This is a genomic window from Alcaligenes sp. Me129, assembly GCF_050487245.1.
Lineage (GTDB): Bacteria > Pseudomonadota > Gammaproteobacteria > Burkholderiales > Burkholderiaceae_B > Alcaligenes > Alcaligenes phenolicus.
The window spans coordinates 155,812-178,172 of the sequence record NZ_JBKQGX010000005.1; the positions used below are offsets into that span (position 1 = coordinate 155,812).

Annotated in this window: 18 protein-coding genes and 1 other RNA gene; 6 read left to right on the forward strand and 13 right to left on the reverse strand. The window is 56.6% G+C overall.

Annotated features, from left to right (window positions below):
- Window positions 1-5: 5 nt before the first annotated feature.
- Together mraZ and rnpB are read right to left on the reverse strand one after the other, a co-directional pair.
- On the reverse strand, window positions 6-434 hold the full coding sequence (mraZ, locus tag ACLPGZ_RS07495; protein ID WP_009455053.1) for a division/cell wall cluster transcriptional repressor MraZ: 429 nt from the start codon (window positions 432-434) through the stop codon (window positions 6-8).
- 289 nt (window positions 435-723) lie between these two features.
- Window positions 724-1,130, reverse strand: an RNA gene (gene rnpB / locus ACLPGZ_RS07500) — RNase P RNA component class A.
- Window positions 1,131-1,195: 65 nt separating this feature from the next.
- Between rnpB and ACLPGZ_RS07505 the strand changes: the two genes are divergently transcribed.
- On the forward strand, window positions 1,196-3,010 hold the full coding sequence (locus ACLPGZ_RS07505; protein WP_083054110.1) for an ATP-binding cassette domain-containing protein: 1,815 nt from the start codon (window positions 1,196-1,198) through the stop codon (window positions 3,008-3,010).
- A 15-nt stretch (window positions 3,011-3,025) separates the two neighbouring features.
- Here the strand turns inward: ACLPGZ_RS07505 and yfaE are convergent, their stop codons facing one another.
- The 8 genes from yfaE to ACLPGZ_RS07545 all read right to left on the reverse strand — a co-directional run bounded on the left by yfaE (window position 3,026) and on the right by ACLPGZ_RS07545 (window position 14,125).
- A complete protein-coding gene (yfaE, locus tag ACLPGZ_RS07510) occupies window positions 3,026-3,334 on the reverse strand; it encodes a class I ribonucleotide reductase maintenance protein YfaE (protein WP_009455057.1) in 309 nt (102 codons plus the stop codon).
- Entirely contained in the window at window positions 3,331-4,467 is a 1,137-nt protein-coding gene (gene nrdB / locus ACLPGZ_RS07515; RefSeq protein ID WP_026485169.1) for a class Ia ribonucleoside-diphosphate reductase subunit beta, read from the reverse strand. Before nrdB ends, yfaE begins: the two co-directional genes overlap by 4 nt.
- Window positions 4,468-4,485: 18 nt before the next feature.
- Window positions 4,486-6,765, reverse strand: a complete 2,280-nt coding sequence (gene nrdA / locus ACLPGZ_RS07520) for a class 1a ribonucleoside-diphosphate reductase subunit alpha (RefSeq protein WP_239055169.1) — start codon at window positions 6,763-6,765, stop codon at window positions 4,486-4,488.
- Window positions 6,766-6,963: 198 nt separating this feature from the next.
- On the reverse strand, window positions 6,964-8,790 hold the full coding sequence (gene recQ, locus ACLPGZ_RS07525; protein ID WP_035271096.1) for a DNA helicase RecQ: 1,827 nt from the start codon (window positions 8,788-8,790) through the stop codon (window positions 6,964-6,966).
- 9 nt (window positions 8,791-8,799) lie between these two features.
- The gene (locus ACLPGZ_RS07530) at window positions 8,800-9,936 is read right to left on the reverse strand and encodes a fimbria/pilus outer membrane usher protein (protein ID WP_035271098.1); all 1,137 of its coding nucleotides are present in this window, start codon (window positions 9,934-9,936) and stop codon (window positions 8,800-8,802) included.
- Between the two features lie 21 nt (window positions 9,937-9,957).
- Window positions 9,958-11,730 (reverse strand): ClcB-like voltage-gated chloride channel protein, encoded by a 1,773-nt coding sequence (locus ACLPGZ_RS07535; RefSeq protein WP_060185606.1) that lies wholly within the window; start codon window positions 11,728-11,730, stop codon window positions 9,958-9,960.
- An 8-nt stretch (window positions 11,731-11,738) separates the two neighbouring features.
- The gene (locus tag ACLPGZ_RS07540) at window positions 11,739-12,788 is read right to left on the reverse strand and encodes a cytochrome d ubiquinol oxidase subunit II (protein ID WP_009455069.1); all 1,050 of its coding nucleotides are present in this window, start codon (window positions 12,786-12,788) and stop codon (window positions 11,739-11,741) included.
- Window positions 12,785-14,125, reverse strand: a complete 1,341-nt coding sequence (locus ACLPGZ_RS07545) for a cytochrome ubiquinol oxidase subunit I (protein WP_239055168.1) — start codon at window positions 14,123-14,125, stop codon at window positions 12,785-12,787. The genes ACLPGZ_RS07540 and ACLPGZ_RS07545 overlap by 4 nt, the downstream gene beginning before the upstream one ends.
- Window positions 14,126-14,286: 161 nt before the next feature.
- Between ACLPGZ_RS07545 and ACLPGZ_RS07550 the strand changes: the two genes are divergently transcribed.
- From ACLPGZ_RS07550 to ACLPGZ_RS07570, 5 genes are all read left to right on the forward strand, one after another.
- A complete protein-coding gene (locus ACLPGZ_RS07550; protein WP_009455073.1) occupies window positions 14,287-16,044 on the forward strand; it encodes a glutamine--tRNA ligase/YqeY domain fusion protein in 1,758 nt (585 codons plus the stop codon).
- A gap of 10 nt (window positions 16,045-16,054) precedes the next feature.
- Window positions 16,055-16,825, forward strand: a complete 771-nt coding sequence (minC, locus tag ACLPGZ_RS07555; RefSeq protein WP_026485162.1) for a septum site-determining protein MinC — start codon at window positions 16,055-16,057, stop codon at window positions 16,823-16,825.
- A 223-nt stretch (window positions 16,826-17,048) separates the two neighbouring features.
- On the forward strand, window positions 17,049-17,864 hold the full coding sequence (gene minD / locus ACLPGZ_RS07560) for a septum site-determining protein MinD (RefSeq protein WP_009455077.1): 816 nt from the start codon (window positions 17,049-17,051) through the stop codon (window positions 17,862-17,864).
- A gap of 1 nt (window position 17,865) precedes the next feature.
- A complete protein-coding gene (gene minE / locus ACLPGZ_RS07565) occupies window positions 17,866-18,144 on the forward strand; it encodes a cell division topological specificity factor MinE (protein ID WP_009455079.1) in 279 nt (92 codons plus the stop codon).
- A 257-nt stretch (window positions 18,145-18,401) separates the two neighbouring features.
- Window positions 18,402-19,550 (forward strand): aromatic ring-hydroxylating oxygenase subunit alpha, encoded by a 1,149-nt coding sequence (locus ACLPGZ_RS07570; protein ID WP_009455081.1) that lies wholly within the window; start codon window positions 18,402-18,404, stop codon window positions 19,548-19,550.
- Window positions 19,551-19,672: 122 nt separating this feature from the next.
- Here the strand turns inward: ACLPGZ_RS07570 and ACLPGZ_RS07575 are convergent, their stop codons facing one another.
- From ACLPGZ_RS07575 to ettA, 3 genes are all read right to left on the reverse strand, one after another.
- Entirely contained in the window at window positions 19,673-19,900 is a 228-nt protein-coding gene (locus ACLPGZ_RS07575) for a glycine zipper 2TM domain-containing protein (RefSeq protein WP_009455083.1), read from the reverse strand.
- Window positions 19,901-20,025: 125 nt separating this feature from the next.
- Complete coding sequence (locus tag ACLPGZ_RS07580) at window positions 20,026-20,562, reverse strand: isochorismatase family protein (protein WP_009455085.1); 537 nt, start codon at window positions 20,560-20,562, stop codon at window positions 20,026-20,028.
- A gap of 10 nt (window positions 20,563-20,572) precedes the next feature.
- A complete protein-coding gene (gene ettA, locus ACLPGZ_RS07585; RefSeq protein WP_009455087.1) occupies window positions 20,573-22,246 on the reverse strand; it encodes an energy-dependent translational throttle protein EttA in 1,674 nt (557 codons plus the stop codon).
- Window positions 22,247-22,361: the final 115 nt, after the last annotated feature.

Genomic DNA, 22,361 nt, shown 5'->3' on the forward strand with positions numbered 1-22,361 from the left:
CTTACTCAGAAAGAAAAAGTGTCGAATACGTCTGTGGAGTTTTCAGCCAGATCCTGGGCCTGTCGGCGTTCCAGTTCCTGCGCATTCCACAACTCAAAATGGGTGGCCATACCCAGCAGCATGGCGTCGCGCTCCAACCCCACTGCGGTGCGCAGTTCGGGAGCGATCAATATCCGACCAGCGGAGTCCAGATCAACGTCCTGAGCACTACCCAGCAGCAGGCGTTGCAAGAAACGGGCACTCATGGGGAAGCGGGCAATTTGTTCGCGCTTTTCTTCCCACACACTGCGCGGATACACCAGCAAACAGCCGTCGGGATGGCGAGTGAGGGTCAAGCGGCCTTGTTCCTGCTGCAAAAGCGCGTCACGGTGCCGAGTCGGAATGGACATCCGACCCTTAGCATCCAGTGTGAGTGCGCTGCTGCCTTGGAACACTATTTTCCCCCACTTTTTTACACTATTTCCTACTTTTCCCCACTCTACGGGGGAAAGCCTTTGCGGTCAAGGCAGTGGTTGCAATTTTTTCAATCACAACAAGCACTTAGCGCACTATCCTAGAAGTGGCTAAAAAAAAATACTGTGTGAAATCAAGAAATTGCAGGGCGCATTAAAAGTGAATTGTTATAAAAATGCGCGCAAGCGACTCTTGCCAAGGATTCAACATCCTTAACAATTGCTTTCAAATGTACGAAATCGGTGCAATTGATGGCGAACGCCGGGAGAAGTGTGAGACAGGCCTATAGGCCGGATTCTGTATGCCAGCGGGAACCCGCTGGCCGGCAATCATTCCTCTGGACCGACCATTACTGGCCGGTTCTAGCTACCTACCCGCATACTGAGACGAGCCGCCTCTCGGGCTAAAAGCCTGCGTATGCCTATTTGGTATTGCTCCGGGTAGAGGTTACCGCGTTTCACCCCACAGCACTTTGCACCGAAGTACAAGAAAACACGGAAGTCGCCGTATCTGTGCCTGCTTGCGCAAGCCCTTGCTGTGGTCTCGTCTCTGTGGCCCTGGTCCTCGGCTCGTCTGGCGTGATGCCACACTTGCCGGACGGCTGTTAGCCGCTACCCTGCCCTATGGAGTCCGGACCTTCCTCGATACTTGCGTACCGCGACTGCCCAGCCTGCCTCACAGATGCATTGTAACCTGCGACAATAGAGAAATTCGCAGGACGCGCTGATTTATCTGGAGTCTTATGTCCACCAATCTGATTTCCCTGACCGATGCCCAATTGGCATTCGGCCACCATGCTTTGCTGGACCATGCCGATCTGGTCATTCAAAGCAACGAACGTATCGGTCTGATCGGGCGCAATGGTGCTGGCAAATCGTCGCTTTTGAAAATTCTGGATCAACGTCAAGCTCCCGACGATGGTCAGGTCAAACGACTGGGCGGGCTGAAAGTAGCCACCGTCGAACAAGAACCGGAGCTGGATCCGAATCTGAGCATTTACGATTTGCTGTGTGGCGATTTCACCGAAGCCGAAGACTGGCAACGCCCTGCCCGCGTCAACGCCCTGATCGACAAGCTGGGCTTGAATCCGGATGCACTGGCTGGCAGCCTGTCGGGCGGACAGCGTAAACGCGTCGCCCTGGCCAATGCCCTGGTGAACGAACCCGACCTGCTCTTGCTGGACGAACCCACCAACCACCTGGACTTTGACGGCATTCTTTGGCTGGAACAATTGCTGCTGGATTTCCGTGGCAGCGCGGTCATCATTACCCACGACCGCCGTTTCCTGGATGTGGTGGCAACGCGGATTGTCGAGCTGGATCGTGGCAAGTTGTTCAGTTTCCCCGGTAACTTCAGCCAATGGCAGGAACGCAAGGCTGAATACCTGGAAGCAGAGAAGCAACAAAATGCCAAATTCGACAAATTTCTGGCCCAGGAAGAAGTCTGGATTCGCAAAGGCGTGCAAGCCCGCCGCACCCGAGATGAAGGTCGTGTTCGCCGCCTGGAACAATTGCGCCGTGATCGTGCCGAGCGACGCGAGCGCTCGGGCGACGTCAAATTCGCCATTTCCGAAGGCCAGCGCTCCGGCAAGCTGGTCGCTGAACTGCAAGATGTCACACACGGCTACGACGACCGCATCCTGATCAAGGATTTCTCCACCGTGCTGATGCGAGGAGACCGTATTGGCCTGATCGGCCACAACGGCGCCGGCAAAACCACACTGCTACGCATCATGCTGGGTTTGCAAGAGCCTAATTCTGGCACTGTACGCCACGGTACCAAACTGAACATTGGCTACTTTGACCAGATGCGCAGTCGCCTGGACGAAAACGCCACTCTGGCGGACACCATCAGCCCCGGCAGTGAGTGGGTGGAAATTGGCAATCAGCGCAAGCACATCATGAGCTACCTGGAAGACTTCCTGTTCCCGGCAGCCCGCGCTCACTCCCCGGTACGCAGTCTGTCTGGCGGTGAACGTGCCCGACTGGCGCTGGCCCGCATGTTTGCCCAACCTACTAATGTATTAGTACTGGACGAACCGACCAACGACCTGGATATCGAAACTCTGGAGCTGCTGGAAGACCTGATTCAGGATTACACGGGCACCGTGCTGCTGGTCAGCCACGACCGTACCTTCCTGGACAACGTGGTCACCCAGGTGATTGCGGCCGAAGGCGACGGCCATTGGGGCGAGTATGTGGGTGGCTACGACGAGTGGCTGGCACAACGCCCGCAAGCCAAAGCCGAGACACCGGCAGCCAGCACTCCAACTCCCGCCGCCACTGAAAAGCCTGCTGCAGAGCGCAACAATAAGGCTAACAAGCCTGGCCGTCTGGCCCCGTGGGAAGAAAAGGAACTGGACGCGTTGCCCGAGAAGATTGCGGCTATAGAAAGCCAGCAAGCCGAACTGGCAGAACAGCTGAGCGCACCGGATCTGTATAAAGATGGCTCTGCTCGAGCCGACGAGATCAACCAACAACTGGATCAGCTCAACACTGACCTGGAGCAGTTATTTGAGCGTTGGGAAAAGTTGGAAGAAAAGCGCTTGGCCAGCTAAAGGGAGACAGAGGAATCAGGGATTCAGCCCGGTAAAGCCGAACTGATCCTCCGGTTCCTCCTCAATCCGGGCAATGCGCTGACAGTCGACCATGATCGGTTCGAGTACCGTGCAACAACACGGCAGAACCTCGCCTGGGCCGACATACGCTAAAGGCTGCTCTTTATAAGCAACCTTTCCATACACAAGAGGAATACGGCAGGAGCCGCAATAGCCGCTCCTGCATTGATACTCAACCTGATGGCCGGTTCGTTCCAAACCTTCCAACAAAGTTTCGCCGTCCCGCAACTGAAAGTCATGATCAGTTGTCCGGACTTGACTCATAACTCGATACCGTCGAAGTCGCCAGCCGACACGGCCGAGTCGATCTGACCGACCAGGTAAGAGCTCAGTTCCACCTCTTGAGGTGCCACCTGCACGGTGTCCGAGGACAGCCAGGTGTTGATCCAGGGAATGGGGTTGTGTTTGACGGACTCAAACGCAGGCTTCAGGCCCACAGCACCCATACGGATATTGGTGATGTATTCCACGTACTGTCCCAGAATGTCCTTGTTCAGACCAATCATGGAACCGTCGCGGAACAGGTAATCCGCCCACTGTTTCTCCTGCTCGGCTGCGTCTTTGAACATATCAAAGCAGACCGGCTCCAGTTCGCGGGCAATCTGAGCGAACTCGGGATCATCGCTACCGGAACGCAGGATATTGATGATGTGTTGCGTACCAGTCAGGTGCAACGCTTCATCACGCGCAATCAAGCGAATGATCTTGGCATTACCTTCCATCAACTTGCGCTCGGCAAAAGCGAAGGAGCAGGCAAAGCTGACGTAAAAGCGGATGGCCTCAAGAATATTGACGCTCATCATGCACAGGTACAGCTTCTTCTTCAGCTCGTAGACGCTTAGCGTGCGGGTTTCACCGTTGATCTCATGCTCGCCCGCGCCCAGTTGGGCATACAGCATGGTGTCGCTGATCAGATCGTCGTAGTACGAAGAAATATCGGCCGCACGCAGCTGAATGTTTTCGTTACGCACGATGTCGTCAAAAATAACGGACGGATCATTGGCAATATTGCGAATGATGTGCGTGTACGAGCGCGAGTGAATTGTCTCGGAGAAAGCCCAGGTTTCAATCCAGGTTTCCAGCTCCGGAATCGATACCAGAGGCAGGAAGGCCACGTTGGGGCTGCGGCCCTGAATGGAATCCAGCAAGGTCTGATATTTCAGGTTGCTGATGAAAATATGCTTTTCGTGGTCAGGCAGGTTCTGGTAGTCGATCCGATCCTGGGTGATGTCCACTTCTTCCGGACGCCAGAAGAAGGACAACTGCTTTTCAATCAGCTTTTCAAAAATCGGATATTTTTGCTGGTCGTAGCGAGCCACGTTCACCGGCTGCCCAAAGAACATGGGTTCTTTGAGCTGGTCGTTATCCGTTTTAGAAAAAGTACTATAGGTAGTCATGATGCTCTTTACCCTTGCTTAGATCTTGCACGCGCCGCCTGCGCAACCGTCGTCCTCTACTTCGCCATGCGAATCATCGGCACCGTCGCGGGTGTTGTGGTAGTACAAGGTCTTCACACCGTATTTGTAGGCCAGCAGCAAGTCCTTGAGCAGTTGCTTCATCGGTACGCGACCACCCTCGAACCGCTGTGGGTCATAGTTGGTGTTCGCAGAGATCGACTGGTCAACGAACTTCTGCATCACGCCAACCAACTTCAGGTAGTCGTCGTTACCAGGCATTTGCCACAGCAACTCGTACTGATCCTTATATTTTTCAAATTCAGGCACCACCTGACGCAAGATGCCGTCCTTGGACTGCTTGACGGACACCAGGCCACGCGGAGGCTCAATACCATTGGTGGCATTGGCAATCTGGCTGGAGGTTTCCGAAGGCATCAAGGCGGTCAGGGTGGAGTTGCGCAGACCGTGCTTGACGATGTCAGCACGCAGGGCTTCCCAATCCAGGTGCAGCGGCTCGTTGCAAATACCGTCTACATCTTTCTTGTAGGTGTCGGTAGGCAGCAGTCCATTGGCATAGGTTGTTTCGTCAAAGGCGTCGCAAGGACCGTATTCACGCGACAACTGTACCGAAGCCTTCAACAGGTAGTACTGGATGGCTTCAAAGGTACGGTGGGTCAGGCCCAACGCTGCCGGGTCGGAGTAACGGGTGCCGTTCTTGGCCAGGTAGTAAGCGTAGTTGATGACGCCAACGCCCAGGGAGCGACGCTTGTTGGTTGCGTTCAGTGCAGCCTTGACCGGGTAGTCCTGATAGTCCAGCAAAGCATCCAGAGCGCGAACAATCAGTTCAGCCAGACCGTCCAGCTCGTCCAGGGACTCCAGAGCACCCAGATTGAAAGCCGACAGCGTGCACAGCGCGATTTCACCTTCGGGATCGTTCAGATCGTTCAAAGGCTTGGTGGGCAGGGCAATTTCCATGCACAGGTTGGACTGGCGCACGGGAGCGCGGTCGGCCTGGAATGGGCTGTGCGTGTTGCAGTGGTCCACGTTCTGAATGTAGATACGGCCGGTGCTGGCACGCTCTTGCATCAGCAGGGAGAACAGCTCCACAGCAGGCAGGCTGCGCTTGCGGATGGCGGGATCTTGTTCGTACATCTCGTACAGACGCTCGAACTCGTCCTGGTCGGCAAAGAAGGCTTCGTACAGACCGGGCACGTCATGAGGCGAGAACAGCGTGATGTGGCTGCCCTTGATCAAGCGTTGGTACAGCAAGCGGTTGATCTGAACACCGTAGTCCAGGTGACGGATACGGTTTTCTTCCACACCACGGTTGTTCTTCAGAACCAGCAGTGTTTCCACTTCCAGGTGCCACATGGGGTAGAACAAGGTTGCCGCACCACCACGCACGCCGCCTTGCGAGCAGGACTTCACAGCGGCCTGGAACATCTTGAAGAAAGGCAGGCAGCCGGTGTGCTGAGCCTCACCACCGCGAATTTCGCTACCGACGGCGCGAATGCGACCACCGTTGATACCGATACCGGCGCGCTGCGATACGTAACGGACAATGGCGCTGGTCGTGGCATTGATGCTGTCCAGGCTGTCGTCACATTCGATCAGCACGCAAGAGCTGAACTGACGGGTGGGTGTGCGCACACCAGCCATGATGGGCGTGGGCAAGGAAATCTTGAATTGCGATACCGCGTCGTAAAAGCGCTTGATAAAGCCCAGGCGAGTGTCGGCAGGGTAACGAGCGAACAGGCACATGGCCACCAGCATGTACAGGAACTGGGGGCTTTCGTAAATGCGCTTGGTCACGCGGTTTTGAATCAGGTACTTGCCTTCCAGCTGCTTGACGGCACCGTAGGAGAAGTTCATGTCACGCCAGTGATCCAGATGGGCATCCAGCTCATCGAACTCGGCGCGCGTGTAGTCTTGCAGCAGATGCGGATCGTAGCGACCTTCCTTGGTTTGCAAGGTCACGTGATCGAACAGGCTTGGAGGTTCAAACTGACCAAAAGCGATTTTGCGCAGATGGAAAATCGCCAGACGGGCAGCCAGATATTGGTAGTCAGGCGTATCTTCGGAGATCAGATCCGCAGCCGACTTGATGATCGTTTCGTGGATGTCGCTAGTGCGAATGCCGTTATAGAACTGAATGTGAGAGCGCAGCTCTACTTGAGAGACGGACACATTACTCAGACCTTCAGCGGCCCAATCAACCACTCGGTGAATCTTGTCGAGGTTAATAGGTTCTGTACGGCCATCTCTTTTAGTGACCATTAACTGTTCGGTTGATTGCATTTCAGTCTCGGAAATCGGTGAAGATTGACGGAAGACGCGGCTTTTGCAGCCGCCAGCGTCAGTTGATGCACACCATATATAGTGTGATATTGACGTCATTCTACTACATATAGCGGATTGAGCGAATAGCGGTTTTTGAACTGCAGAGCAGATTCGGCACATAAAAATGCAACCAAACTTTGCTCTGCTAACAATTTCCTATTGCGTCTGGAACTCTTGCACGCAGCGCAGCAAAGCCTCGCCATAGGCCTCTCTTTTGCGTACGCCTATGCCTGTAATTGGCTCCAGATCAGCCTCTGAACTAGGGCAACGAATAGCCACTTCGCGCAAAGTGGCATCATGGAAAATGACATAGGCCGGCACACCATGTTCGCGTGCGGTAGCCGCACGCCAGGCGCGCAAAGCCTCGAACCGCCTCTGTTGGTCGGGTTCCAGAGCAGGTCCGGCAGGCGCCTGACCTTTTACTCGGTGTGCAGCCGGTCCACGTGTTACGGTTTCGCGCCGCAACATCAAGGTCCGCTCCCCTTTGAGCACTTCACGGCTGGCCTCGGTCAGCAACAAGGTGCCGTAGCCTTCCGGGTCCACCGTGACCAAGCTATGCGCCAGCAACTGGCGCAGCACTCCGCGCCAGGCTTGATCGGTCAAATCCTTGCCCACACCAAAGACGGTAAGCTTGTCGTGCTCATGCTCTTTGACACGATCCGTCAGCTTGCCCAGCAAAATGTCGATCAGGTGCCCGGCCCCGAAGCGCTGACCGCGCTCACGCCACAATCTATAGATGGTGGAGAGCATTTTCTGCGCCGCCACTGTGCCATCCCAGGCTTCTGGCGCTTCCAGGCAGGTGTCGCAGTTACCGCAAGGTTCGATCTGCTGATCGAAATACGCCAACAAGCGCTGACGGCGGCAGGAAATGGTTTCGCACAGGCCCAACATGGCATCCAGCGCGTGACCCTGCTGGCGTCGGTGTGCCGCATCGCCTTGCGACTGGTTAATCATGCGATGCAATTGCACCACGTCCTGCAAGCCATAAGCCAGCCAGGCCGTGGCCACTTCGCCATCGCGCCCTGCCCGTCCGGTTTCCTGGTAATACCCTTCCACCGATTTGGGCAAGTCAATGTGGGCTACAAAACGCACATCCGGTTTATTGACGCCCATGCCAAAAGCAATGGTCGCCACCATGACCACTCCTTCTTCTCGAAGAAAACGAGCCTGGTTAATGGCGCGTTGCTGCGCGTCCAGTCCTGCATGATAGGGCAAGGCATGAATACCGTTCTTGCACAGGAACTCGGCCGTGTCTTCCACGCGTGAACGCGACAGGCAATACACAATCCCCGCATCTCCGGAGTGCTCTTCCTGAATGAAACTCAGGAGCTGCTTGCGCACCTCGTTCTTTTCGATGATGCGGTAGCAAATATTGGGACGATCAAAACTGGCAACAAAATGCCGGGCCTCTTCCAGCTTCAAGCGCTGGGCAATTTCTACCCGCGTCAACTGAGTGGCGGTAGCCGTCAAGGCAACCCGTGGCACACCTGGCCAACGCTGGGCCAGCAAGTCCAGACCCAGATACTCAGGGCGAAAATCGTGACCCCATTGCGATACGCAGTGGGCTTCGTCAATGGCAAACAGGGAAATCTGGCCGCGTGCCAGCAAATCCAGGCAGCGGTCTGTCAGCAAACGTTCGGGAGCCACATAGAGCAGATCCAACTGCCCCGTCAGAAACTCGCGCTCGACCTCGCGGGCAGTTTGCCAATCCTGGGTGGAATTCAGATACGCCGCGTTAACGCCCAACTCGTTGAGGGCGTCCACCTGATCCTGCATCAAGGCAATCAGGGGAGACACCACCACACCGGTGCCGGGTCTCACCAAAGCAGGAATCTGGTAACAGAGCGACTTGCCGCCGCCGGTGGGCATCAAGACCAGGGCGTCGCCGCCTTGGATCAGGGTCTCGATAATCTCGTGCTGAGAACCACGAAAACTGTCATAACCAAAAACTTCCTGAAGAACCTCAAGTGCTGACTGGGCCATGCCGCCTGCTTAAAAAATCGGAATAGAAAAACGCAGCGCGATGTTCGACTGACGACTTTCCAGATGACGGCGAGCTTGCAAACCCACCCTAAGGTGGGGACTGTACCAGAACTGCTGCGTGACCCCAAGGTAGCGGTTCTCCCCCCCGGCAACTACCTGCTGCACCTCGTACTGAGTCTTCACTTCACCCCAGCGGCGCAGGGGCACGGACAGGCCGACAATCTGCCGACTGCTAGCCGCATCCACCTTCATGCCCTGGTAACGACTCAAATCCAGAAAATTGTCCTGGTAGCGTTCACCCTGCCACTGCAGATGCAAATCATCCAGCACATCCAGGCCATAGGCTGCCTGATAACGCCAACCTTGCCCCACCGCATGGGAAGCTTTGGCCACGCTGGCCTGCCACACGCCAAAGTCCGGCGATCGATAGGTTGCACCCAGACCGGTCAGCCCAAAATCACGAGCGCTTTCCATCTGAGTATCAATACTGGTACGACTGGTGACATCGGTGCTGAGCATCAAGCTGCCGGCCGAAGAGCCATACACCAGATCCCCGTTATCCTGCTTGCCCGTCATATCCAGCGCGCCAACAGCCAGGGCATAACGCCATGGCCCGGCCGGGCCCTGCTCGAACTGCTGAGTGATATTGATACCGCCCAGTTCCACGGGCCGCGCCCAGTCCGGTGCGGTAACCGTGTCATTGCCCAGGGTCAGCTGCAGTCCGTCTTCATTCACATAGCGCCAGTTGCGCTCGCCAAACTGCCAGACCTGGTCGGGCGCGCTACTTAACCAGCGGGCACTCCAAATTGGAGAGGACTGCTGACTATATTGGATGGAGCGCGCCAGACTGGCGGTGCTGGCACCGCTCAGACTGAAATCGGAAAATGTGTAATCCATGGAGGCCGCTGGACTGAGCAAGTCCTGATCTCCTTGGCGATGCCACTGCGTAGCATCAAAAAATGGCTCCACAGGCGGGAGCTCCTGGGCCGGAATGGCCTGTGCCTCATCCACGCCATACACGCGGGTAGCAGACAAATTCTCCAGCCCAACACGATTTTGAGCGGTGGCCAATGGAACAGCGAACAGCATGGCAAGACCGACCAACAGCCCGCCTGCCAAGCCTCGCTGGCAAGCTTTTGTACGCATGATTTATGTCACAAAAAGAGTTTAGCGCCGGGCATCCAGCATCACTTCGCCGCTCGCATCCAGGGAGCGTTTGATGGCGGAGTATTTTTCCAGCACAGCAGACTTATAGACTACACCAATCAGACGACCCGAGCCGTCACCATTCAATACGGGCAGACGCTCTCCAGCAAAGCTCACAAAGTGTTCCTGAGCCTCGTCCAGACTCATGTTCGGGTAGAGCGTCTTGACGAAATCCATGCGCAGAATATCGCCCACCACACGCTCCTGGGCAGCGTTGTCGTCCAACAACATTCGAGTCAGGTCAGGCTGAGCAATCACACCTTGATAAACCTGCTCCTCGTTCACCACATACAAATAGCGCACGGGGTAGTCCAGAAACATCTGCAAGGCATCGCGCATTTGAGTAGTGGTGCTGACGACGGTATCAGCTGGACGTACCAGCTCGGCCAAGGTGGTGTGACGCAACTTGTGGCGCAGCAAGGCATCGCGCTCGCGCACCAGGGTGACTTCATACATGGCGACCTCGGCCACACCACGGGACACAAAATAAGCCATGACACAGGCCACAATCAAGGGCAGCACCAACTGATAGCTCAATGTCATTTCAAACAACATCAGTATGGCCATGAAGGGAGCGCTGGTGGCGGCCCCCAGAAACGCGCCCATGCCCACCAGGGTGAACAAGTACAACGGTAAATCCAGACCCGGCAAGATCAGCAAAGTCAGTTGACCAAACAAGGTGCCAAAGGCCGCGCCCACAAAGATGGCGGGGGTAAACACACCGCCGACAGCGCCCGAACCAACTGTCAGCCCTGTGGCCAGAACCTTGAACGCCAGGATAAGCAGCACGCTGTACCAGGCCCAGTCGCTGTGCAGCATGGAGGACACTACGCTAAAGCCATTACCGGCCACGCGCGGCATGACAATCAGCAAAAGTCCCAGCAACAAACCACCCAAAGCCAAGCGCAAAGGCAAACCCAGGCCAGTACGCTTGAACAGGGTGCGGAACAGATTCAACAATTTCAGGAAAGCGGGTGCAGCCAGACCAATCAGCACACCCAGGACCAGAAAGGGCAAGATGTCCCAACCCGCAACGGCCTGAACATTCGTCATTTCGTAAGGGGCGTGATAACCGCCCAGCATACGCATGGTCAGGTGAGCACTGACAGCCGCCATCAACAGGGGGCCAAAGCTGCTCATGGTCATGGTACCCAGCACAATCTCGGCCACAAACACGGCACCGGCGATCGGAGCGCCATAAGCGGCAGCTACACCGGCTGCGGCACCACAGGCCACCAGCAGGCGCAGACGGGCTTCACCAAACAAGGTGAAACGGCCAATCGCGGAAGCGGACAAAGAGGCCAGATGCACCATCGCCCCTTCGCGGCCAATCGAGCCGCCCGAGGCCACCGTCATCAAGGACGACAAGGATCGCAGCAGCCCCTGGCGAATGGACAAGCGGCCATCGCCAATGGCCACAGCTTCCATATAGTCAGAATTGCTTCCCGACGGCAGACGCCCTGCCAGCCATAGCAGGATACCGGCACACAAACCGCCCAAGGTGGGAAACAGGAGGCGCATGTACCAGGGCAGACTTTCCGTGACTGCGACGATCCCGCCGTGCTGACCCGTGACAACTTGCTGCACCAAGCGCATGCCCTGATGAAAGGCCAAAGTCGCCAAGGCACCCAAAATACCAGCCAAGACCGCCCAGGCCAGCATGGCGGGCATATCAGACAACCACTTGAAACCCTGCAGACGCTTGCGCATCGACAGCACGGAATGGGCAATCATAAAAAAGGTCAGCCTTTAAAGCTGGGCGGCAAAGGTGGGCGGGACAATCCAAACATGCGCCAGTACACCCACACGTTGAAAATCAGCACGATGGGCAAGGTAATCACAATCGCCGACAGGATCAGGCTCAGGGCTGGCACCCCGGCGGCGGCGTCCCAGATCGTCATCTCGTCCAGGATCAGATAGGGGAAGAAGCTGAACGCCAGCCCGGCCATGACGGACACCATCACGAACAGGGTCAGCAAAAAGGGCAAGGTCGTGGTGCGATAGCTGCTGTTGATCATGCGCTGCAGGCTCATTTCAATCGACACAAAGCAGCTGAGAATCAAGGCCCACAGGAACAATACCAAACCCCAATACGGCCCGTCGCTCCATTTAAGCAGCACGCCGGCATTCACAAAGGCCAACACGACGGACACACCCACGGCACCGGCCGCAAACCAGCGTACCGAACGACGGCCCCAATTGACCGCCCGGGCACGCAGCTCGCCTGCTTCACGCATGATGAGCCAGCTAGCACCTAGCAAGCAGTACGCGGCAATAGCGCAAAAGCCCATGAAGACAGAGAACCAGATATAACCGGCATCGCTCTGAAAGCCCACTACGACCTGCGCCAGCAACACACCATGGGAGAACGCCGTCAACCAGGACCCCAGGGCAAAACCCATTTGCCAGCGGGACTGACGCTCTACCGGCGCGCGCAGTCGGAATTCGAAAGAGACGGAACGGGCAAAAACGCCCACGCCCAGCGCACATAACGGTCCGTACAGGCCGCCCATCACCGCCCCCCAGGCTTTGGGGAAAGCGCAGACAAACAAACCCAGGCCAAGAAACAGCCAGAACTCGTTGGCATCGCGCCAGGGGCTCAGCAATGACAGCATGCGGGGACGCAAGGAGTCCGGTGCCAGCAAGGACAGACAGCCCACGCCAATATCGAAGCCGTCCAGAACCGTCCCGGCCACAATAATCAAAAAGAACAGGGCCAGAAACGCCAGCGGCATCCAGAACGCCGGATCATGGGCGCCCAGGCCCAACGCATTTGCAAAAGAGTCAATCATGCCCGCCCCCGATGTCGCGCGATCGGTACCACACCAAAACGAACGGCATGTCGCAACTTCTGGAAAAAACCAATCATGCACAAGATGTAGACCAGGCCGTAACTCAGCAAACCCAGCCCGACGGTAAAGACGCTCTCGGTGCTTTGCACTTGCACGGCCTGAATATCGTTACCGACCAGATAAGGCAAAAAGCCCAACAAGACGTAGGCTACGCCACCCAGCAACATGATCCAGCCCAACACCGAGGCGACCACCATGAGCTGACGTTCTCTATAAGAAAGAGAGTGCGGGTCCAGGCCATAACGGCGAGTGCGCAACAAGACCCACAGCAGCAGGAACAGCATCAAGGCTCCTGCCAGCACGGCTACACGGAAGGACCAGAAGGTCAGGGTGACGGGCGGCATGGCGTCGGAAAACTGATCCAGACCCATCAAAATGCCACTGTCATTACGACCCAACCAGCGTCCACCTGCATGAGACCAGCGCAGCACACCCAGAACACTGTCCTGCATGGCGGAGGGCGCCGCCACCAGAATCAAATCAGGCTGCGAGCCGCTTTCCCAGTACGCCGCCGCAGCCGCTGCCTTGGCAGGCTGATGCTCCGCAGTCATGAAACCATTGCCTATCACAGCGAGGATCAGGGCCAGCCAAGCCACCCCGCCCAGAAACAAGGCACTGCGAAAGGCCAGACGCTCCTGGTCGGTAACCGGCTTTTGCATGGTCTGGGCGCAGGTTACACCCAACATGAAAAAGGCCACCGTCAGCAAACTGCCTGCAAACAAAAGACCGGCATACCAGGGCAAGGCGGGCGTGCTGAGCACATCCAGCCATTCCATCACCACATAATGGCCTTCAATCACATCGACACCCGTTGGCACCTGCATCCAGGCCACAATCGCCACCAGCCAGAACGCCGTGACGGTAACGCCCAGGGCCACCATCAGCACCACCACGGTATGAACCAGATTGGACAGCATGCGCTGGGCAAACAGCATCACACCCAAAAAGCAGGATTTGAAAATGAACAAGGACAGCATGGAGGCGGCCAGCATGGGACCGATAACATCACCCACCTGCTCCATCAGGCCCGGCCAGACACTGCCAAACTGAAGCAGCACGGGCATGGACGCCGCAAAGCTTAAAATAAACGCCAGCGCAAACAGACGCACCCAAAAACGGTACGCCCCCATCCAGGCCGCGGCCTTGTTGCCAAAGGTTCTGATCTTGAAATACAGCAACACCCAGGCCAGTCCCAGCTCCAGGGCCAGAAACAGCAGCATGAAGCCCAGGCTAAGGAAAAACTGGGCATGAGACAGAGAAAGGGCGGAGTGCGTCATAATGAGCGCTAGTGTAGGGTGAATTGGCCTGCAAACGCCACCATACTACCCCAAGTTCTTTCCTGATTTTTTAGAACCCGTTCATGGGGTAAATACCCCTCTAAAACAAGAACGTGGCAAAATGGCCGATTAGTCTGTCGGCTTCTTTATTTCAAACGTGTATGACCTCTGACACCACTCCCGCTCCCGTATCTAATTTTCTGCGCACGATCATCGACCAGGATCTGAGCGCTGGCCGTTACGCACAAAAATCCTGGGCCGGTCAGCCAGGCCCGGCCAGTACCCAGGAAGGGGCGGCTGTTGATGCCGCGCGTATCCGTACGCGCTTTCCCCCCGAGCCCAACGGCTATCTGCACATTGGGCACGCTAAAAGTATCTGTTTGAACTTCGGACTGGCCAGCGACTACCAAGGTGCCTGCCACCTGCGCTTTGACGACACCAATCCTGAAAAAGAAGAACAGGAGTACGTGGACGCCATTATCGACATGGTGAAATGGCTGGGCTTTGACTGGACCTTCAATAAAGAAGAGAACCTGTACTTTGCCAGCGACTACTTCGACTATATGTACCAGTTTGCCGAAGCCCTGGTGAACGCGGGCCATGCCTACGTTGACGAGCAAAGCGCTGAAGAAATGCGTGCCAATCGTGGCACCCTGACTGAAAAAGGCGTGAACTCGCCCTGGCGCGACCGCCCTGCCCAGGAGTCCATCAAGCTGTTGCGCGAAATGCGCGACGGCAAGCACCCCGATGGCAGCATGGCCCTGCGCGCCAAGATCGATATGGGCTCGCCCAATATCAATATGCGCGACCCGGTCATGTACCGTATCCGCCATGCCGAACACCATCGCACTGGCGACAAATGGTGCATCTACCCCATGTACAGCTGGGCGCACCCCGTCGAAGACGCGCTCGAGCGCATCACCCACAGTCTGTGTACCCTGGAATTTGAAGACCAGCGTCCCTTCTATAACTGGATTCTGGAACGCCTGGTCGAACTGGGTCAGTTGTCCGACCCGCTGCCCAGGCAGTACGAATTCTCGCGTCTGAACCTGTCCTACGTGGTCACCAGCAAGCGCAAGTTGCGCCAGCTGGTTCAGGAAAATCACGTATCGGGCTGGGACGATCCGCGCATGCCTACCCTGGCCGGTTTGCGCCGCCGTGGTTACAGCGCCGGTGCCATCCGCCTGTTCACCGACCGCCTGGGTGTGTCCAAGGCAGCCCAACATGTGGACTACAGCCTGCTGGAACAAGCCCTGCGCGATGATCTGGACCCGGTGGCCGACCGCAGCGTTGCCATTCTGGACCCGATCGAACTGATCATTACCAATTACCCGGAAGGCCAAAGCGAGCTGTGCCACGCACCGCGCAATCCGCACAATCCGGAAGCCGGTCAGCGCGAGTTCCCCTTCTCCGGTCGCCTGTACATTGAACGCGAGGACTTCAAGGAAGAGCCGCCTAAAAAGTACTTCCGTCTGTTCCCCGGCAATACCGTGCGTCTGAAGTACGGCTATGTCGTGCGTTGCACCGGCTGCGTCAAGGACGAGCAAGGCAATGTCACCCAGGTTTTGGCGGAATACCTGCCCGACACCAAGAGCGGCACGCCCGGCGCGGACTCGGTCAAGGTCAAGGGCAATATCACCTGGATCAGCGCCGAGCACGCGATTGCCGCCGAGATTCGTCTGTACGACCGTCTCTTTGCCCACCCTCAGCCTGATGCAGCCGACCAGGACTTCCTGGAGCACATCAACCCGAACTCGCTGCGCGTGATTCAGGGGTGGCTGGAACCCGGCACCAAGGCTACGCCCGATGCCCGCTGGCAGTTTGAACGCCTGGGCTACTTTGTGGCGGACCGTGTGGACTCCACGCCAGAAAAACCCGTTCTTAACCGTACTACGACTCTGAAAGACACTTGGGTCTAAGGCTATTGACGTGAACGATCAGACTCATGCCAAAGGGCCGCAGGCCCTGGATTTCAAAAGCGCCACGCTGTACGCCGTACGGGTGGTGCTGCGTTCGGCTGACACGGCCGAGCAGTTAGCCGCTCTGTCTCAACGCATGAAAGACGCTGGCTCCTTCTTTGAGGACGAACCCGTCGTCATTGATGCCAGCGCTATTGATGCGCCGGTGGATTGGGCCACCCTGGTTGCCGCTTTGCGTGAGCACAAGCTGCACCCGGTGGGTATCATTGCCCACCCTGACCATGCCGATAACGCCATCGACAGCGGCTTGCCGCATGTGGAGTTGTCCAATCCGCCAGCCCGCCCCCAAACCCAGGCCGCACCGGACAAGGAAGTGCCCGTGTTGTCGCAAGCCGCCCAGCAAGAAGCACCCGCGGCGGTCGCCCCGCCTCCGCCCGCTATTGCTCCGGCTGCGCTCATCATCAATCGTCAGCTGCGTTCCGGCCAGCGCATCTACGCGCGCCACACGGATCTGATCGTGATCGGGGCGGTCAGTCAGGGTGCAGAAGTGGTAGCCGATGGCAATATCCATGTCTACGGTCCGCTGCGCGGCAAGGCCATGGCTGGTGCCCGTGGCGATGCAAAAGCACGCATCTTCACCACCGAGCTGGACCCGGAACTGATTGCCATTGCCGGTGTGTATCGCATTATTGAAACGCGACTGGATGCACAGCTACGCAACAAGCCCGTTGTCGTCACGCTGGAAGAAGATACGCTCAGATTTGATCCTCTGAGCTCCTAGCAGTACAAGGCGCCGGCTTTTGCCGGCGCTTTTTATAGAGGCTTGCACTGAGAGCCCGCATGAGAGCAAGCAAGTGCAAGCGCAACCGTGTAAGCTGACACGGAACAAAGCAATTGATATGTTTTGTTTCTAAGCAGTAGGCTAAGTGGCAGAACGGATGTCAAAATTAGGCCCGTTATGCTTTACGATTATGTGACTTGAAAAACAAAGGAATCCGATTGTCATGGCGCGTATAGTTGTAGTGACCTCCGGCAAGGGTGGCGTGGGCAAAACCACCACCAGTGCCAGTTTTGCATCTGGTCTTGCGATGCGCGGTCACAAGACCGTGGTCATCGACTTTGACGTTGGCTTGCGCAACCTGGACTTGATCATGGGTTGCGAGCGACGCGTGGTGTATGACTTCGTCAACGTGATCCAGGGCGAAGCCACATTGAACCAGGCCCTGATCCGTGACAAGCAGCTGGAAAATCTGTTCATCCTGCCCGCTTCCCAGACGCGTGACAAAGACGCGCTGACCCGCGAAGGTGTGGAAAAAGTACTGGAAGAGCTCAAGGGCATGGGTTTTGAATACATTGTGTGCGACTCGCCCGCAGGTATCGAAACCGGCGCCTTGATGGCCTCCTACTTCGCAGATGATGCGCTGGTTGTGACCAACCCCGAAGTGTCCTCGGTTCGTGACTCGGACCGCATCCTGGGCATTCTGGCCGCCAAATCGCGACGTGGTGAACAGGGCAAAGAGCCCATCAAAGAATATTTGCTGTTGACCCGTTATAGCCCCAAACGCGTGTCGGACGGCGAGATGCTGTCCTTGCAAGACGTTGAAGATATCTTGCGCATCAAGCTGATTGGTGTCACCCCCGAGTCGGAAACCGTGCTGCAAGCATCCAACCAAGGAGTACCCGTTATCCATATCAAGGAAAGTGATGTGTCCCAGGCCTATCAGGACATCGTAGATCGTTACCTGGGTGGCGAAAAACCATTGCGTTTTGTGGATTACGAAAAGCCAGGTCTGTTCAAGCGCCTGTTCGGAGGAAAGTAATATGTCTTTCCTGTCCTTCCTGCTCGGTCACAAGAAAACGTCGGCAACAGTTGCCAAGGACCGTCTGCAACTGATCCTTATTAACGAACGTGGCCAAGGGGGTGTTGCCCCGGACTACTTGCCCCGCTTGCAAAAAGAGCTGGTCGAAGTGATCTCGCGCTACGTGAAGATTAATCCCGATGACATCAAGGTGAACCTTGATCGCCAGGACTCGCTGGAAGTGCTGGAAGTCAAAATCGAAATGCCGCAAATTGATGCCAGCACGCTGGAAAACAAGTAAAGCGTCGCTGACAGAAAAACTTTGCTGCTTGAAATGGCCATCCCTTGCGGATGGCCATTTTCATGGCTGCCGCCTATACCAAAAGCAAGCCGCAAAACACCTGCAACGAGCAGCGCAATGCGGCTAGGCGGCTAATAGATCAGGTACAATTTTCCCTTGGTAATCGGCCCGTTCCGATTTTTCTTCGCGCCAGAGATGGCAAGTAGTGCCATCGATGCCCCCTGAGGCCTGGCTTATTGACCCATGCGGAGGGAATCATGACCGAGCTCGGTCAGATGGCACGTCTTGTGCCCGCTCACCCCCAGCTTCCTGTTAGCGCCTATTTCGACCACGCTCTGTTCGAGCGCGAACAAGAGCGTATTTTTCAGCAGTCGGCCTTGTACGTCGGCAATGAAAAACTTGTTCCCGAACCCGGCGACTGGCGCACCTTGATCCAGGAAAACGCTGCCCGTACTCTGATACGCAGCCAACACGGCGTAGAACTGCTCTCGAACGTCTGCAGGCATCGTCAGGCCCTGATGCTTGGTGGCATGCCCGGCCAGCCCAATCAGGCCAACCACGGCTCCCTGAGCAGCACAGGCGGCAATATTGTCTGCCCCCTGCACAACTGGACTTATAACGCGCAAGGCGACTTGCTGGCGGCTCCCCGTTTCAAGGACAAGCCCTGTCTGAACCTGGAACGCTACCCCTTGCGCGATTGCCATGGCCTGCTGTTTGAAGGCCCGCGCGATCCAGCCCAGGATATGGCCGCCTTGTTCAGCCGCCCTGAATTCGACTTTCAGGACTATGTGCTGGATCACGTCGAAATCCACCAGTGCAACTACAACTGGAAGACCTTTATCGAGGTCTATCTGGAGGACTATCACGTCGCCCCCTTCCACCCCGGTCTGGGTCAGTTCGTGACCTGTGATGACCTGGAGTGGGAGTTCAGCGACTGGTATAGCCTGCAACGAGTCGGCGTGCATCAGGCCCTGGCCAATCCAGGCTCACCTACCTATCGCCAATGGCATGACAATCTGCTGGCCTACCGCCAGGGCGAAGCACCGGATTTCGGTGCCGTCTGGGTAACCTACTTCCCCACCCACATGATCGAGATCTATCCGCATGTGCTGGTGCTCTCTACGCTGTACCCCAAGGGGCCGCAGGAAACCATGAATGTGGTGGAGTTCTACTACCCGGAAGACATCGTGGCTTTCGAGCGTGACTTTGTGCAAGCACAACGCGCCGCCTATATGGAAACGGCCATAGAAGATGATGAGATTGCCGAACGTATGGATGCCGGCCGCCGCGCCTTGATGGAGCGTGGGGTCTGCGAGGTAGGCCCCTACCAGTCACCGCTGGAAGACGGCATGAAGCACTTTCACGAATGGTATCGCTCCATGATGGACGAGCGGCACCACCCGTAAGACATCACCGCAAGCCTGCTTACTGCCCTAAGCAAGAAAAAAGCCTCAAAGCCGGGAGGGATCTCCCAGGCTTTGAGGCTTTTAATCCGATGAGCGTTTCAGCTCAATCAGAGAATTTGAATTTAGCGGTTCTTGCCGATCTGATCGCCGATCACGCCACCAATCGCTGCGCCACCGACCGTACCCAGAACGCCACCATTAGTGATGACTGCACCAGCCACACCACCCAGACCAGCGCCGGTTACGGCACCCTTTTGACGTTTGCTCATACCATCCCAGGAAGAGCAGCCCGCCATCACGACGGCCAGAACCGTGGCCATACCCACTTTAGTGATAGTCGTCATTTTCATCCGTAAACCTCCGTGAAGTATCCGTGCTCAACACGGCATTAAAGTCTATCTTCACCCTACGGAGCCAATTAGTCCAGACCCTATTGTTAGGCAACGCAACAGATGTAATTCAGCTTTTGTTCAGTTTATTTGATCAGGGCCAGAACCTGCTTGAATACGGGGTTAGCCGGCGTTTCCAACCATTCAAACATGGCCATTTCGGCGCTAACGCGCTCCAATCCATGCATCGCCCAGCGATCCCAGGCAGCTTGTCGGGACTCGGGATGGCGCGAGCCTACGCAGTCCCCGACCAGCACAGGTTCATAACCACGCTCCATCAAACCCAGGCCAGTTTGTAACACACACACGTGAGACTCTGTACCCAGTAACAAGACTCGTGTGCGCCCTACCGGCAAGGCAGGCAAAAAATCGGCTTCGCGCGTGGCATCGAAGTGGGTTTTATGCAGCACTTTATCAATATGTGGTAACAAAGAAGCATCGGTTGGGCCGATTTTCTCGGCCCAATGCTCGGTTGCCAGCACCGGCACCCCTAAAAGACGCGCCGCCTGTGCCAGCTTCCCGGCCCGTTCGACCAAGGCTTGGTGGTCTGCAATGGCGGGCAGGAGCCCCGTTTGCATATCCACAATCAGGACGAAAGACTGGTGAGCATTGAGCACAGGCATGGCACTTTCCTTATTTCAGGGACTTGTAGCGGATACGACGAGGTTTGGCAGCATCTTCGCCCAGACGCTTCTTCTTGTCTGCTTCGTATTCCTGATAGTTGCCATCAAAGAATACGACCTGCGAATCACCCTCAAAAGCCAGAATGTGGGTGGCGATACGGTCCAGGAACCAGCGATCGTGACTGATCACCATGACCGAGCCGGCAAACTCCAGCAGGGCATCTTCCAGAGCACGCAGGGTTTCCACGTCCAGGTCGTTGGATGGTTCGTCCAGCAGCAAGACGTTGCCGCCTGCGATCAGGGTCTTGGCCAGGTGCAGACGACCACGCTCCCCGCCAGACAGATTGCCCACGATCTTGTTCTGATCCGCGCCCTTGAAGTTGAAGCGGCCCAGGTACGCACGCGATGGCATTTCAAAGCGGCCCACGGTCAGCAGGTCTGCGCCATCGGCAATCGCGTCAAAGACGGTCTTTTCATTAGCCAGGGCATCGCGCGACTGGTCCACATAAGCCAGCTTGACGGTTTGGCCCAGTTTGACCGTACCGGAATCAGGTTGCTCTTTACCGGCCAGCATGCGGAACAAGGTGGACTTACCGGCACCGTTAGGACCAATAATCCCGACGATGGCACCAGCTGGCACCTTGAAGCTCAAGTTGTCGATCAGCAGACGATCGCCATAGCCCTTGCTGACGTTTTCAAATTCAATAACTTCATTACCCAGACGTTCGGCCACAGGAATGAAGATTTCCTGGGTCTCGTTGCGCTTCTGGTATTCGTGCGAGGACAGTTCCTCGAAACGGGCCAGACGGGCCTTGGCTTTGGCCTGACGTCCCTTGGGGTTCTGGCGCACCCACTCCAGCTCTTTCTTGATGGTGCGCTGACGAGCACTTTCCGACGCCTCTTCCTGCTTCAGGCGGTCGTCTTTCTGCTCCAGCCAGGAGCTGTAGTTGCCCTTCCAGGGAATACCGTGGCCACGGTCCAGTTCCAGAATCCACTCGGCGGCGTTGTCCAGAAAGTAACGGTCGTGAGTGACTGCTACTACAGTGCCGGGGAACTGGCGCAGGAACACTTCCAGCCAATCCACACTTTCCGCGTCCAGGTGGTTGGTGGGCTCATCCAGCAGCAACATATCAGGCTTGGACAGCAGCAACTGGCACAGGGCCACGCGGCGCTTTTCACCACCGGACAGGTTTGCAATGGAGGCATCCCAAGGTGGCAGACGCAGCGCATCGGCCGCGATTTCCATTTGGGTTTCGATGTCGTCCGCACCACTGGTCGCGGCGGCGGCAATAATGGATTCCAGTTCGGCCTGTTCGGCGGCCAGAGCGTCAAAATCTGCGTCGGGCTCGGCGTATTCGGCGTAGACCTGTTCCAGACGCTGACGCGCCTCGAACACCTGACCCAAACCGGCCTGCACGGCTTCGCGCACGCTGTGTTCGGGGTTCAGCTGAGGTTCTTGTGGCAGGTAACCGATCTTGATCCCCGCCATGGGGACGGCTTCGCCCTCGATCTCGGTATCTACCCCGGCCATGATCTTGAGCAAGGTGGATTTACCCGAGCCGTTCAGGCCCAGCACACCAATCTTGGCACCTGGAAAAAAAGACAAGGAGATATTGCGCAGAATCTGCCGCTTGGGCGGCACAATCTTGCCCACGCGGTTCATCGAATAAACGTATTGAGCCATATAAACCTAAAAAGGAAAAACAGGTCGTGTTCGGAAAACTGGGATTGTAGGCGTTTGGCGCCCGAAAGGTGCGCTTCTGTCAGGTTCAGAACAAAACACCCGGCCTGAGTGCAGG